Source organism: Alkalibacterium sp. s-m-28 (genome assembly GCF_054658175.1).
In genome coordinates this window covers 37,617-51,049 of sequence record NZ_BAAGIQ010000001.1, presented here as the reverse complement: position 1 = coordinate 51,049, position 13,433 = coordinate 37,617, and the positions used below count along the sequence as shown (strand labels likewise).

Here is a 13,433-nt window from a genome sequence, read left to right as displayed (position 1 = left end):
TTTTATTCTGTTAATATAATTATTTATAGTACAATAAGGACATAAGTGAAAGACAGAATAGAGGGATATAAATGAACGATATCATGATTATTGCAAACCCTTCTGCAGGAAAAAAACGTGCAGAGGAACTTGCCGAAAAAGCCCTTGTTGCCCTTGGTGAGCAAAATAGAGAAGCACAGATCAGACTAACAGAGAAGAAGGAGGATATCTCTAAATTCGCAATAGATGCAGCCCGTAAGCACTACCGCTTAATTATTGCACTAGGTGGTGACGGCACAGTCTCTGAACTAGCAAATGGGTTGATCGATCAGGAGTATAAACCGTCTATCGGTATCATACCGGCCGGAACCGTAAATAATATAGCAAGAGGGCTGAATATATCGGTAGACCCTGACGAGGCTGTAAGGGATTTGACTGCCTGTCGTGAGCAGATAGCAGATGCAGGGAAAATCAACGGGCAGCTCTTTTTGAGTTCCATTTCTGCCGGATCCCTGCCCGAAACCGTCTGGGAAGTCAGTGATGAACAGAAAGAACGTTACGGTACAGCTGCATACTTTATTGAAGGAATCAGGACACTTAGAGAAGAAGAGTGCTATAACTTTAATATGGAAGTGGATGGTGTCAGTCACAATAAAAAACTCAGTCTGCTGCTGATAGGGGCATCGCATTCTGTAACGGGCATACCGAATTTCTTCAATGATGCTGAAGTGGATGACGGATATCTATACATGCTGGGCATAGAAGAGTCAACTATCAGAGAAAAACTTTCAATTTTTTCACAATTGCTGAGCAGGAAAACAACATTGAATGAGTCACAGGAAAAAGCGTTTGTACTGCCGTTCAAACAGGCGGAGATAAAAACTGACCATCCTGATGTACATGTAGCCATCGATGGTGAAAAAGGGCCGTCTTTTCCGGCACATGTAGAAGTCCAGCCCGGTTTTCTGACATTTCTCGTTCCTTCAGGAAAAAGTTGAGTCCGTTATGACTGAGACACATCAATAAGACTATCTAAAACTGTTCTATTATTATAGTATTAAAGCAAGCTCACAATTCATTTGTAGAAATGATCAAATGTATAGAAAGTCATGGTTGGAAGATGCAATCATTTATCAGATTTATCCGATTCGTTTGATTTATACAACCGGTTTTCGACTTTCCTCTTAAATCATACATCTGGTCAGCACCCCCTTGGTTCAAAAGTGCCCTGAAAGGAAAAAATGATCCACACCGCGATTATTATATCTGGCCAGCCTCAGAAGGGGATCCGTAACCAAATAACTGGACGGCTGTCTTGGTGAACCGGTTAAATCAACTTTATTAGTAGTGTTTAATTTCTGAATTTACTGTCATTGTGACAGATCCGGGGATTTCTGTCTTTATAATACAGAAGCAAATTTTACGGCTATTAATCCGGTATTGCTTCTTTCTGTACAGATTGATATAATTATAGGAGAAGTAAGCGTATTTACTTCTTGTTACGAGTATCATCATTATATGATCAGCAAGATATTGTATTGACACTGTGGTAGACAGGTGTTATGATATAAGAGTTGCTGAACAAATTAACTATCCGCAATAGCTCAGTTGGTAGAGCGCACGACTGTTAATCGTGTTGTCGCAGGTTCGAGCCCTGCTTGCGGAGTTTTCTTATGGAGAATTGTCCGAGTGGCTGAAGGAGCACGCCTGGAAAGCGTGTATACGGTTTTTCCGTATCGAGGGTTCGAATCCCTCATTCTCCGTAGTTTTAATTTATCCACGGCCCCTTGGTCAAGCGGTTAAGACACCGCCCTTTCACGGCGGTAACACGGGTTCGAATCCCGTAGGGGTCATACATAAATAGGCGCTGTAGCTCAGTTGGTAGAGCAACGGATTGAAGCTCCGTGTGTCGGCAGTTCGACTCTGTCCAGCGCCATAGCATTTTGGAGGGATAGCGAAGTGGCCAAACGCGGCGGACTGTAAATCCGTTCCTTCGGGTTCGTAGGTTCAAATCCTACTCCCTCCATCGCTAGGGGTATAGTTTAATGGTAAAACTATGGTCTCCAAAACCATCGATGTGGGTTCGACTCCTGCTACCCCTGTTAGCGTGAATTTGCATGACATCTTACAACAATTATGCTATCCTTTTTATATGAATATGGCGACTGTGGCGAAGTGGTTAACGCACCGGGTTGTGGTCTCGGCATTCGTGGGTTCGATCCCCATCAGTCGCCCTTCAATGGGCTATAGCCAAGTGGTAAGGCAACGGGTTTTGGTCTCGTCATTCCTAGGTTCGAATCCTAGTAGCCCAGTTTTATATCAATCCTTGTACTGACTAAGTCATGCAAGTGCTGATCATATGGAACTCAATGCCGATGCATTGAGTTTTCTTTGTATATCACGTGCTTTTCCAGTTCGCGCGATTGACTGGGGTGCATAATCTAAACAGAAAAGGGTTTTTATCATGGGAAAGAAACATGGCATTTTTTTGCTGTCGATGGGAATCATCATTTTAGTGCTGTCTATTTATATAGTCTTTTTAGATCCGATTGTCGGTGGAGTAGGTCTTTTAATAGGAATCTGGAACATCTTTATAGGTATACGAACAATCAGAGGGAAATGGTTCTTTGGTTCACGATTCAATGATGAGGACGAGTAGAATAAGTAAGTAGGGCGTAATGACCTGTAAAAGGGTACACGCTCTTTTTTTGTGCGCTGATACGGGCATCAGCGTTGATCTTGAATCGATCGAAGTAGAAGGCGGTAAAATTCTAGGTAGATGCTCAGTATCAGATGACTATAACTTGAATTTCTAGGTAACGTCAGAACAGGGGGAGTCTGATGGTATTTTTATGCTGAGAGAGGGAAGTAAGGTATAACTAAAAGCAGTCTACTTATAGTTCAGTAAGGCAGTTAATTGGGGAGGTGTCGTTAGGTACCGTCTAGTTGCAGTTTATCATTCAAATTACATTAGATTCTTCAATTAGGAGCCTTCTAGCTGTAGCTCTGTACTTAAATGAGACTTGTACTGAAGCTAGAAGCCGTCTAGTTAAAGCAAATGAGAAAAAGTTAGAATTGAGCTACAATTAGAAACCTTTTTAATGACAACTCTTAGAGTAAATAACAAAGCAAAGTATAACTAGACGCTACAAGTGATACTTTAGTCTTTATTACACAACCATATGGTAGCTTAAAACTATTAAATTAGAAATCACATTACTAAAAAAAGCATCCGACCTGTCAGAGTATAGTCTACTCAAGACAGGTCGGATGCTTTTTACATTATTAGTTTGTATTCAATCAGAAGTTGAAAATAGACGATTGATTATTCTTCAGAATCTTCCTCAGTTTCGTCTTCTTCAGGTTCTTCCTCAGGCTCTTCTTCCTCAGGCTCCTCTTCCTCAGGCTCCTCTTCCTCAGGCTCCTCTTCCTCAGGCTCCGGTTCAGTTCCTGGCGGTTCTTCTTCTGTTTCTTCTTCCTCCTGAGGTTCTTCAGGTTCTTCTTCGATATCTTCCTCAGGTTCCTCTTCAGGCTCTTCTTCTTCCTCTTCTTCATCGATTCGTTCAGGTATCGTGATGGAGACAGATGATTCTGGCCCAGTGTTTCCATAAGCAGAAACAGAGAGGGTGATGGTCAATGAGCCGGAAGGGGGCTCGGTAATGACCGCTTCAGTGTCGCTTAGAGTAGTTGACTGACCGTCCACCGACAGATTATAAGTGACTGATTCATCTTCATTGTCTAAAGTGTACTCGTCCCAAGTGATAGTCAGTTCATCGGATTCCTCATCAAAATCAGCTGACAGACCAGTTGGAGCTGACAGTTCTTCACCAAATGAAGTGGATACTTCAGTCGGCTCAGTTCCAGTTACAAATAGTTCGTTCACAATGTGACTGTCCGGTGTGTTTGGTCCAGGCAGTTGAGCGGGGTCAGATCCATCCTCAACAGCCACTTCTGTAACGGAACTTGGCCTGGTCCATTCGGTGTTGTTTAAACCTTGTGATACATAAGACATCACTTCACGGTAAATGTGGCGTGGAATCAATCGCGAACCGTCTTCAAGAGACAAGTAATTCCCTTCCGCGTTTCTATCAAACCCAGTCCAAACTGAAAGGGAGTAGTTAGACGTATAGCCGACATACCATGAATCGGGCACACCATGTGATGGATGATTAAAGCGTTCGTAATCCTCTGGAGCAAAGTTGGTCGTTCCTGTTTTCCCTGCTTGAGGCAGGTTAGGGATACCTACAGTGCTGCTTAAATTAGAAGGAACACCTCTTAAGATATCTGTAATCATATACGCTGTATAATCAGACATTGCTCGGTTGGTTTCAGGTACCAAATTAATTTCTTGGCCATCACGTGTAGTGACCCTAGTAACTGCGTGAGGCTGAGTGAAGTTACCCCCATTGGAAAAGGCAGCATAAGCACCGGCAAGCTGAAGAGGTGTCATTTCTCCATTTATAGCGTTCTGAGGGAAAATACCTGGTGAATCATTCAATTCATCTGAATCGATTCCCAGATTTCCAAGAAACTCGTCAATCTGACTTGTTTCAAGATCTTCGTTCATAATCTTGGCAGCAGGTATGTTTCTTGATTCTACGAGAGCATCTCTAAGACTCATCTGACCGCGAAACTGCCTGTCAAAGTTTCGTGGTGTCCAGTCGGTTCCTGGCACGGTATATTCTTCATCTACAATTTGATGATACGTGGAATACTGCAAAAATTCGATAGCTGGTCCATAGGTTGTAAGTGGCTTGATTGTAGAGCCAGTGGTCTGTTTTTCCATAGCGTGATTAGTTTCACGAAGGCCTCCGGGATTGCGTGTACCGCCGAGAGCTCTAATCTTACCAGTTTCAACTTCGACAAGTGAAACAGCCGACTGTACATTGTCTTTAACGAAATCTACATACTCATCAGAGTTTAGTACATCAAAAACGCGCTGCTGGGCTTCCATATCCAAGTTGGTTTCAATAGTCAAGCCGGCAGTTGAAATGTCAAGTCCTGTTTTTTCTCTGATTTCGTGTCTGACCTGGGTCACAAAACTGTCAACAACTAGATCGTTTTGCTCAACGACACTCAGTTCTACTAATCCTTCTGTAACAGGCGTATTGATTGCCTGATCAGCTTCTTCTTCTGTAATCATACCTTCACTCTGCATGGCACGGATAACAATGTTACGGCGACGTTCTGCAAGATCCGGGTTAATGCGGGGGTTAAATCGGTTGGGTGCCTGGGCCATACCGGCAAACAGAGCTGCTTCATGAATCTCTAGATCACTGGCCGGTTTGCCAAAGTAATGCTCTGATGCTGCAGCTACACCATAGATATTGCCACCAAGGTTAATACGGTTTAAATACATCGTCATAATTTGTTCCTTGGAAAGTTGACGCTCTAGCTGAACAGCCAGCCAGGCTTCCTGTGCTTTACGCTCTAGCGTCTGGTCTTCAGGGGCTGTAGAGAACACGGACAGCTTAACAAGTTGTTGTGTAACGGTGCTTCCACCTCCCACAATCTGACCACGGGTTGTCACGAAACCAACAGCTGCCCGTCCAATACCAATCGGATCGATACCAAAGTGACTCTTAAAGCGCTGGTCTTCGATTGCAATCACAGCATCAACCATGATGTCGGGAATCTCTTCTGGAGCTGCAAAGTTTCGTGTTTCGGCTCCAATTGTATAAAAGACTTCACCATTTTTATCAAGAAGGTCGGACGAAAATGCGCCGACTAAATCTTCTTCGGTAAGATCCGGGGCACTAGAGACATAATAGACAAAAAGAGAGCCTCCAGCTACAACCGCAAGTGTAACAAGCAGAAATAAGGCTTGAATAATACGTTTAAACCAATGTTTGAATCCGCCTGACTGCCTGGATTGTTTTTTGTTTTTTCGATAATGTTGTCTTGATACTTGTTCTTTTTCAGACATATTGTACTCCTTCTCCTCTAAATGTATTTTATAATTGAAGATTCAGTATTAAAAATTAGGTTTATCAAAAAAGAACTTTACACTATTAAATAAAATCAGTCAATACTAGGGCCTGTTCTTAAGAGAGTCTTAACTATTTAAATGAATAGAGTGTGTCAATTAAATCAAGATAAGGCAGTCGTGGTGCTAGAGAATACTTAATTTCATAGCCTTCCTTGATTAAGGCCTTTATAGGAATAGATTTTTTCCCGTTCTCATCAAACTGTTGCTGCCACCAGTTTTTTAGCTGAGGAAAGTTGAGTAAAAAGACACGATTAATTGAACTGAAGCGAATCACAACAAAACAGATTCCACCGTGCTCAAAGCAGGCATTCATATGTTTAATTTGGTGCTCATGGAAATTTTTCAAAGGAAAAGAGGTTTTGTTTCGTGTTTCCTTTGCCTCAAAGTCGATGTATCGACCTCGATATACGCCATTATAATCTGTTGTAGAGGCCTTCTTATAATATGCTTCAGTTATTTTAGCGGCACTTCTTCTTGGGTAGTCAACATTAACTACCTGAATAGGGATCGGTTTTTTATGGATAACTGCTCTGTTTTTTAAGAGATAATACTCATTTGTCCGGGTTAAGTCATCTTCGAGGCTCATTCCTCTATTACTGTATGATACTTTTTTCTTATTCAGTTGCTTTTTGCTTTTCTTTTTGTCATCATGAACGAGATAAGCTTGTCCATTAGGGTAATGGAATGTCAATTTGTTCACACCCTTTTACTATAGATTAAGTATAGTTTACCAAACAATTGTTTTGAAACCTATGAAGGAAGGAAAAATTCATGAAAAATTTATATGTTACAGGCTACCGTTCATATGAAGTCTCTGTATTTACTCCAGATGACCCAAAGCTTAAGTATATTAAATTGTACATAAAGAAAAGACTGACAGATTACATTCATGAAGGATTGGAGTGGGTGATAATATCCGGCAACCTCGGGACAGAACTCTGGACAGGAGAAGTAGTTCTGGATCTAAAAAAAGATTATCCAGAGTTAAAACTGGCCATGCTGCTCCCTTATACTGGTTTTCAAAGCAAGTGGAATGAAAAAAATCAACTGCTTTTTAATTCAATTGTCGAAAAAGCTGATTACCTGAACTATACATCCAACAGTGACTACTCTAATCCAAGTCAACTTAAAAATCACCAGGACTTCATTATGAGAAATACAGAAGGGTGTTTGCTGTTTTATGATACGGAGCACGAAGGAAAGGTTAAGTTTTACTATGATAAAGCAAGACAATATCAGGAAAGCAGTACCTATGAAATTGATTTGATTTCTTTTGATGAACTGCAATGGTTTATTACCGACCTGGAAGAGGAAGAATTCCAGTAATATCCATTTGCTAAATTCAAACAACGTAGAAATAAGATTGAAATGAAAAGATAAAATACGGTTATCTTCACTTTTATCCGGGAATTTGGTATAATAAATGTGTATTAAAAATAGTACTCCATGGACAGTAGAATGATTAATGTAATCATAATTGACTGACATTAGATGAGGTGTAGGAATGGATAGTAGGGAGTTAACTCAGAAAGAAATTTTGGAAAAAGATTTTAAAACTAAGATGCGTGGATACGATCCAACCGGTGTAGATGAATTTCTTGATGTAGTCATTAGAGATTATGAATCATTTCAGAATGAAATCGATAAGCTGAAAGCTGAAAATAATCGTCTGCTTGATAAGCTGGATGATCAGTCGAAACAGATGAGCACTCAAAATCAGAACCAGAATCAGTCCGGTTCTAATGTCACAAACTTTGATATTCTAAAACGTTTATCAAATCTTGAGCGTCACGTTTTCGGTTCAAAACTGGACAATCAGTAAATAACATTTGAATAGTGTACATCACGGATAATCGCACAGCTATTTATTAAGCTGTGAGGAAAGTCCATGCTCACACAGGCTGCGATGCCTGTAGTGTTCGTGCGCAGCGAAACAATAAGCTGCGGCTCTCAAGTGATTGAGATGACGGCAGGAAAAAGAGCTAAGGGGAGACCTATGCTTGAGTACCCTTGAAAGTGCCACAGTGACGAAGCAGACGGGGAAACGCGTCTGGTGGAACGCGGTAAACCCCTCGAGTGAGCAACCCAAACATATGGTAGGGGCACTTTTCTCCTGGAATTGAACAGAGAGAAGAGGCCGGGCTTATTGCCCGTGCAGACAGATGGTTATCTCTGAGTGGACTTCACCGTCCATTCTAGACAGAACATGGCTTACAGTGATGTACATAGTGACTGAAATCCTCTCTTTTTAGGGAGGATTTTCTTTACGTCAATTGAAAAATCATTCATACTATAAGAAAAAGAGAGGTGTCGGATAAATGACGTATCAATTGCTGGCAACAGCGGCAAGCGGGATAGAAGCGCTTGTTGGAAACGAACTGAAAGACATGGGATACGACGTTGAAGTGGAGAACGGTCGTGCTCGCTTTGAAGGAGTTAAAGAAGACATAGCGAAAGCTAACTTGTGGCTCCGTACAGCTGACCGCGTAAAAATCATCGTAGGCGAATTTGAAGCCAAGACATTTGATGATTTATACGAACAGACTAAAGCCCTGCCTTGGGATGATTACCTGGCTATGGACTCAGCTTTTCCTGTCAGCGGAAAATCTATAAAATCAACATTGTACAGTGTGCCTGATGTTCAGCGTATTGTAAACAAGGCGATTGCTGACAAAATAAAGGATGTCTACCATCGTCGCGGAATGCTACCAGAAACTGGAGCAAAATTCCCCATTGAAGTGGCTATCCGTAAAGACAAGGTCCTTTTAACGATCGATACAACTGGACCGAGTCTGTTCAAGCGCGGCTATCGTATCGATAAAGGTGGCGCACCATTAAAAGAAAATATGGCTGCAGCTTTAATTATGCTGACGACTTGGCGAAAGGACCGCCCATTTGTCGATCCGACGTGTGGTTCCGGGACTATTCCTATTGAAGCCGCTCTGATCGGTCATAATATCGCTCCTGGCTTCAACCGCAGCTTCCTGTGTGAAGACTGGCACTGGATGCCGGAAGAGTTGTGGCAGAAAGTCCGCATGGATGCAGAAGAGCAGGCTGACTATGATATTGAATTGGATATTTTAGGAACGGATATTGACGGACGCATGATCGAAATCGCCAAAGCCAATGCTCTGGAAGCAGGCTTGTCTCATAGCGTAGAATTCAAACAGCTTCAAGTAGCAGACTTTAAGACAGACAAGGAATTCGGTATCATTGTCTCCAACCCGCCATATGGGGAACGACTAGGGGACCCTGAACAGGCTTATCAGATCTACCGTGATATGGGCCAGGCCTTCAGACCACTGACGACTTGGAGTAAGTACATTATAACCAGCGATCTGGACTTTGAAGAGCACTACGGTCAAAAAGCAACCAAGAAACGCAAACTTTACAATGGATACCTTAGAACGGATTATTTCCAGTATTGGGGGAAGCGCAAATAAGTAACAGGATACAAAAACGATCAAACTCATTAACTACCAGGATGTAAGACTGGCGGAAGGTGGGTTTTTTCGTATTTTCACTAGAAGTCATCTTTATAAAAAGCTATACTTCTGACATAGAGATTCTGACTGTTGAGGAGGGCAATAATGATTGAAGGATTGAGTCACATCACATTGGTCGTCACAGATCTTGACAGAACAGCCCGGCTGTTTTCTGATATATTTGAAGCTAAAGAAGTTTATGACAGTGGAGAAAAGAAGCATTCGCTTTTCAAGGAGAAATTTTTGCTTGTTGGAGGCCTCTGGGTTGCTATAATGGAAAGCGAAGATGTAAAGAATGAGACGTATCATCACGTCGCTTTCAAAATCTCGAATTCTGAATATGAAATCTATAAAAAGAAGCTGGAGGCTTACGATATCCGAATGAGAGAGTCCAGGCCGAGAATAGAGGGTGAAGGGCGTTCGCTTTATTTTTACGACTATGATAACAACTTGTTCGAACTGCATACCGGGACGCTTGAAGAACGCCTTGATAGTTATAATAAGGTGTAGGTCGATTTCTTACTTTTATATGCTCAGAAATCCTAGTGAAGACTCGTAAATGTTTTGAGAGGATGGATCATAATGGAAAAGACTTTAGTCATTATAAAACCAGATGCCGTGGAAAGAAATCTGATTGGACAGATAATAGATATATTTGAAAGAAACGATTTGAAGGTCATCCAGATGAACATGATGAAACCTACTTTAGAGCAGGTTCAGAAACATTATTCTGAGCATCAGGGGAAGTTTTTTTACAACAGACTAGTTGAGTATCTGACGAGCGGTGATGTTGTTGTCCTCTTGTTGGAAGGAAAAGGAGCTATCGAGCGTGTTAGAAAACTAAATGGAAAAACTAATCCACAAGAAGCAGAAGAAGGGACTTTAAGAAAGCGATTTGGCATTGACCTTACAAGAAATTCTGTTCATGCGTCAGATTCTGAAGAAAAAGTGGCATATGAGTCAGCAATCTGGCTTAATAAATCTTAAGAAATAAAGGTAAAACAAATAGAGCGCGGAAGACCTAATCCTTCTTCGTTCTATTTCTCTGTGGCTAGGAGTGGGCAGTACAAGTCTCCTCACATAAGATCTTTCTTTCTTGGACTGAGGATCAAAAAAAGAAAACTATGTATGAAAAATAGGACAAGCCATAAAATTCCTATCCAGAGATCCTCGATGACAAGAGGAATAATAAAAAACGGCATGCTCAGAAGTATGACCATTGAAATAAATAGATACAAAATTACTTTTCTTTCATGTCTGTCCCACCAGGTAGAGTGTTCAGGGTGGGGAATTTCAGATTTTGATTTCATCAATTATCAGCACCTTTAATATCAATTATATTAATTTACCTGTCAATAATTTCTGAGCCTATTAAAAGAATGACAAGTAGGTCAATATGCAATTTTTTCTCCTATTGACAGCTTATGTAAAGATAAGGCCGAGACAATTGCCTCGGCCTTTCTATAGTTAAGAATGATGATTGAAACTAATTATTATAAGATAACCGCTCCGATTATTCCGAAGATGATGATTGGAATATCAAAGTGGGTGAATGTTGCCACACAGGTGTCCCAAATGTGATCGTGCTGGCCGTCCACATTCAGACCGGCTGTTGGTCCGAGCGTACTGTCTGAGGCTGGAGAACCAGCGTCACCAAGAGCTGCAGCTGAACCAATCAGAAGAATAGTCGCTGCAGGACTGAAGCCTAATTCTAAAGCTAAAGGAACATAGATTGCAGCAATGATTGGAACCGTACCAAATGAAGTTCCGATACCCATTGTAATGAATAGACCTAAAACGATCATACCTGTAGCGGCAAGAAGCTGGTTGTCACCTATAATCCCTGTAACTGATCCAACTAACGTTTCAACGCCGCCTGTCGCACGGATGACATCTCCGTATCCTGAAGCAACCAGCATTACGAAAGCGATGAAGCCCATTATGCCAATCCCATCTTTAACCATGCCATCCAGATTTGTCCATTTGATTGCTCCACCGACAACCATGATCGCCAGCCCGACGATAGCGCCTAGAACTAGTGACCCAACAGCGAGTTGAACAACCAGGGCAGAGATTGCACCAATAAGGGCAAAGATGTGTGTACGATTAAGTTTAACTTCTTCCTCAGACTCATCTCGGTCTTTATACCCAAACTTGTTGCCTGAATGCTCATCGTATTCACGAGGTTTACGATAAGTAATAAGAACGGCAATCAACAAGCCAACGAGCATAGCCAGTCCAGGAATCCATAGAATCTGCCAGATCGAAATATCGCTGACGTCCATTCCGCTTTGAGCCATTTCATCACGTATGATATTGTGGAAAATCAGCCCATAACCTACAGGAATTGTAATGTATGCTGATTTCAAACCGAAAGTCAGCGCAGTGGCGACAGCTCGTCTATCTATTTTCAGTTTATTGAAAACAGAAATAAGCGGGGGGATAAGGATCGGAATAAACGCGATGTGGACCGGAATCAGGTTCTGAGAAAACATGCTGATAAACGCAATAATAAATATTAGTGTGCGTCCAGTTCCTCTAATACTTCTCGACAATCGTTGGGTCACGATTTTTGCTGCACCAGTCTGGTGAATAGCTGCAGCTAAGGCACCAAGTAATATGTAGTTCAGTGCAGTTTCTGCATTTCCACCCATACCACCTATCAATGTTTCCAGCGTTTCGATAAGGGGCATTCCTGAAACCAGGCCACCTACGATCGCCGCAACAATAAGCGCGAGAAGTACGTTCAGCTTGAATAAAGATAATCCAACCATGACAACTACTGAAATTAAAACAGGGTTAGTTAACACTTTCTCACTCCTCTAATTATAATCATACCAATTTTTAACTTAACTAAAATAATACCATAGATTTGCTTCAAGTAGAAAATATTTTAATTCGAAGTATTATTTGAGTGTCAACTATTACTGAGAAATATAAAGCATTTATATACTGGTAGTCGGACTGTCCATATCTTATGGTTCAAAAAAAGAGGCCTGCGTTTAGACCAGCCTCAGTCCAAAATTTTAAGTTTCCTTTATCGATTTGTTCGGTTATTATCACGATATCCCCCAGGACCATACATAAAATATTTAATGCAATATAGTGCTGCAAGACCAACGATCACATAGACGATACGGGCAATTATATTATTCTGACCTCCAAATATAGATGCAACCAGATCAAACTCAAAAAGTCCGACTAACAACCAGTTGACTCCACCAATGATTAAAATGGCTAAAGCGACTCTGTCTAATGTTTTCATTTTTTTATTCCCCTCCTTTCTCTTCTATATTTAAGACACCTAGAGTATAGTTCAAACCCTTTGATATAGCGAGTTATAAGCCCCGAAATATGGAGTAATGTCTCTCAAAAGTTTTAGTCTTTGAATTGACTATCAGACAATTACTTATTTACGATTATGTGAAATTAATAAATGAAACTGATATACTGTTTGTATAAATGTGAGTATTTTAAGAAAAGATTATTGCAGTTTTAAAATAGGGAGTGTTTAAATGAGCGAACAAGTCATCCTTACCAATATGTGTCTGATACGTAACCCTGAAAACCAAGTCGTTGTTCAGGATAGACGAGATAAGAACTGGTCAGGAATAACTTTTCCAGGTGGGAAAATTGAATATGCTGAATCTTTCAAGAAGGCTGTTATAAGAGAAGTTTATGAAGAAACCGGACTGGTCATTTCTGACCCTGTCCTTGTCGGTACCAAGCAGTTTCAGACTGACAAAGACGAACGCTACATCGTTCTATTATACATAGCAACGCAGTTTACTGGTACATTGAGGTCATCCGAAGAAGGAGAAGTATTCTGGTTAGACGTATCGGAACTCCAAAATTATAAGCTGGCTCCTGACCTGATGGATATGTACAAGGTGATGATTTCAGATGAACTAAGTGAATTTTATTATGTGCGTAATCAAAACGAAGAGTCAGACTGGGAGCTTCAATTATTATAAATGCAT

At 41.1% G+C, this 13,433-nt stretch carries 12 protein-coding genes, 8 tRNA genes and 1 other RNA gene; 17 read left to right on the top strand and 4 right to left on the bottom strand.

All coding sequences use genetic code 11. The annotated features are described in order from the left end of the window. Positions 1-71: 71 nt before the first annotated feature. The 10 genes from ACYQ4S_RS00275 to ACYQ4S_RS00230 all read left to right on the top strand — a co-directional run bounded on the left by ACYQ4S_RS00275 (position 72) and on the right by ACYQ4S_RS00230 (position 2,638). Complete coding sequence (locus ACYQ4S_RS00275; protein ID WP_459768571.1) at positions 72-977, top strand: diacylglycerol/lipid kinase family protein; 906 nt, start codon at positions 72-74, stop codon at positions 975-977. Between the two features lie 595 nt (positions 978-1,572). After that, positions 1,573-1,645, top strand: a tRNA-Asn gene (locus tag ACYQ4S_RS00270). A 9-nt stretch (positions 1,646-1,654) separates the two neighbouring features. Continuing rightward, positions 1,655-1,742, top strand: a tRNA-Ser gene (locus ACYQ4S_RS00265). Positions 1,743-1,760: 18 nt separating this feature from the next. Beyond that, positions 1,761-1,832: transfer RNA gene (locus tag ACYQ4S_RS00260), tRNA-Glu, on the top strand. 10 nt (positions 1,833-1,842) lie between these two features. Further along, positions 1,843-1,915: transfer RNA gene (locus tag ACYQ4S_RS00255), tRNA-Phe, on the top strand. A gap of 9 nt (positions 1,916-1,924) precedes the next feature. Next, a tRNA-Tyr gene (locus tag ACYQ4S_RS00250) sits at positions 1,925-2,005 on the top strand. 5 nt (positions 2,006-2,010) lie between these two features. After that, positions 2,011-2,081 (top strand) — tRNA-Trp (locus ACYQ4S_RS00245). A gap of 59 nt (positions 2,082-2,140) precedes the next feature. After that, positions 2,141-2,213: transfer RNA gene (locus ACYQ4S_RS00240), tRNA-His, on the top strand. 6 nt (positions 2,214-2,219) lie between these two features. Continuing rightward, a tRNA-Gln gene (locus ACYQ4S_RS00235) sits at positions 2,220-2,291 on the top strand. A 152-nt stretch (positions 2,292-2,443) separates the two neighbouring features. Continuing rightward, the gene (locus ACYQ4S_RS00230) at positions 2,444-2,638 is read left to right on the top strand and encodes a hypothetical protein (RefSeq protein ID WP_091478621.1); all 195 of its coding nucleotides are present in this window, start codon (positions 2,444-2,446) and stop codon (positions 2,636-2,638) included. Between the two features lie 666 nt (positions 2,639-3,304). On the opposite strand, the gene ACYQ4S_RS00225 is transcribed toward ACYQ4S_RS00230, so the two are convergent. Next, positions 3,305-5,905 (bottom strand): transglycosylase domain-containing protein, encoded by a 2,601-nt coding sequence (locus ACYQ4S_RS00225; protein ID WP_459768569.1) that lies wholly within the window; start codon positions 5,903-5,905, stop codon positions 3,305-3,307. 133 nt (positions 5,906-6,038) lie between these two features. Then, complete coding sequence (recU, locus tag ACYQ4S_RS00220) at positions 6,039-6,659, bottom strand: Holliday junction resolvase RecU (protein WP_091268587.1); 621 nt, start codon at positions 6,657-6,659, stop codon at positions 6,039-6,041. Between the two features lie 80 nt (positions 6,660-6,739). On the opposite strand from recU, the gene ACYQ4S_RS00215 reads away from it, so the two are divergent. The 6 genes from ACYQ4S_RS00215 to ndk all read left to right on the top strand — a co-directional run bounded on the left by ACYQ4S_RS00215 (position 6,740) and on the right by ndk (position 10,440). Next, on the top strand, positions 6,740-7,294 hold the full coding sequence (locus tag ACYQ4S_RS00215) for an SLOG family protein (RefSeq protein WP_091268585.1): 555 nt from the start codon (positions 6,740-6,742) through the stop codon (positions 7,292-7,294). 178 nt (positions 7,295-7,472) lie between these two features. Beyond that, entirely contained in the window at positions 7,473-7,790 is a 318-nt protein-coding gene (gene gpsB / locus ACYQ4S_RS00210; RefSeq protein ID WP_091268583.1) for a cell division regulator GpsB, read from the top strand. Positions 7,791-7,809: 19 nt separating this feature from the next. Continuing rightward, positions 7,810-8,187, top strand: an RNA gene (rnpB, locus tag ACYQ4S_RS00205) — RNase P RNA component class B. Positions 8,188-8,286: 99 nt separating this feature from the next. Further along, entirely contained in the window at positions 8,287-9,411 is a 1,125-nt protein-coding gene (locus ACYQ4S_RS00200) for a THUMP domain-containing class I SAM-dependent RNA methyltransferase (RefSeq protein WP_459768566.1), read from the top strand. Positions 9,412-9,558: 147 nt separating this feature from the next. Then, on the top strand, positions 9,559-9,963 hold the full coding sequence (gene fosX / locus ACYQ4S_RS00195) for a FosX/FosE/FosI family fosfomycin resistance hydrolase (protein WP_459768564.1): 405 nt from the start codon (positions 9,559-9,561) through the stop codon (positions 9,961-9,963). Positions 9,964-10,035: 72 nt separating this feature from the next. Further along, positions 10,036-10,440, top strand: a complete 405-nt coding sequence (gene ndk / locus ACYQ4S_RS00190; RefSeq protein ID WP_459768562.1) for a nucleoside-diphosphate kinase — start codon at positions 10,036-10,038, stop codon at positions 10,438-10,440. 506 nt (positions 10,441-10,946) lie between these two features. Here ndk and ACYQ4S_RS00185 read toward each other — a convergent pair. Together ACYQ4S_RS00185 and ACYQ4S_RS00180 are read right to left on the bottom strand one after the other, a co-directional pair. Continuing rightward, positions 10,947-12,263 carry a Na+/H+ antiporter family protein gene (locus ACYQ4S_RS00185; RefSeq protein WP_459768560.1) on the bottom strand — a complete coding sequence of 439 codons (1,317 nt, stop codon included), beginning with the start codon at positions 12,261-12,263 and terminating at the stop codon, positions 10,947-10,949. Between the two features lie 227 nt (positions 12,264-12,490). Then, on the bottom strand, positions 12,491-12,718 hold the full coding sequence (locus ACYQ4S_RS00180) for a DUF378 domain-containing protein (protein ID WP_091478606.1): 228 nt from the start codon (positions 12,716-12,718) through the stop codon (positions 12,491-12,493). 250 nt (positions 12,719-12,968) lie between these two features. On the opposite strand from ACYQ4S_RS00180, the gene ACYQ4S_RS00175 reads away from it, so the two are divergent. Further along, the gene (locus tag ACYQ4S_RS00175) at positions 12,969-13,427 is read left to right on the top strand and encodes an 8-oxo-dGTP diphosphatase (protein ID WP_091478604.1); all 459 of its coding nucleotides are present in this window, start codon (positions 12,969-12,971) and stop codon (positions 13,425-13,427) included. Positions 13,428-13,433 lie beyond the last annotated feature (6 nt).

Coding starts and splice junctions, on each gene's coding strand:
- ACYQ4S_RS00275 (WP_459768571.1), top strand. CDS start 72: ATGAACGATATCATGATTATTGCAAACCCTTCTGCAGGAAAAAAACGT.
- ACYQ4S_RS00200 (WP_459768566.1), top strand. CDS start 8,287: ATGACGTATCAATTGCTGGCAACAGCGGCAAGCGGGATAGAAGCGCTT.
- ACYQ4S_RS00180 (WP_091478606.1), bottom strand. CDS start 12,718: ATGAAAACATTAGACAGAGTCGCTTTAGCCATTTTAATCATTGGTGGA.
- ACYQ4S_RS00230 (WP_091478621.1), top strand. CDS start 2,444: ATGGGAAAGAAACATGGCATTTTTTTGCTGTCGATGGGAATCATCATT.
- gpsB (WP_091268583.1), top strand. CDS start 7,473: ATGGATAGTAGGGAGTTAACTCAGAAAGAAATTTTGGAAAAAGATTTT.
- ACYQ4S_RS00215 (WP_091268585.1), top strand. CDS start 6,740: ATGAAAAATTTATATGTTACAGGCTACCGTTCATATGAAGTCTCTGTA.
- ACYQ4S_RS00175 (WP_091478604.1), top strand. CDS start 12,969: ATGAGCGAACAAGTCATCCTTACCAATATGTGTCTGATACGTAACCCT.
- ndk (WP_459768562.1), top strand. CDS start 10,036: ATGGAAAAGACTTTAGTCATTATAAAACCAGATGCCGTGGAAAGAAAT.
- ACYQ4S_RS00225 (WP_459768569.1), bottom strand. CDS start 5,905: ATGTCTGAAAAAGAACAAGTATCAAGACAACATTATCGAAAAAACAAA.
- fosX (WP_459768564.1), top strand. CDS start 9,559: ATGATTGAAGGATTGAGTCACATCACATTGGTCGTCACAGATCTTGAC.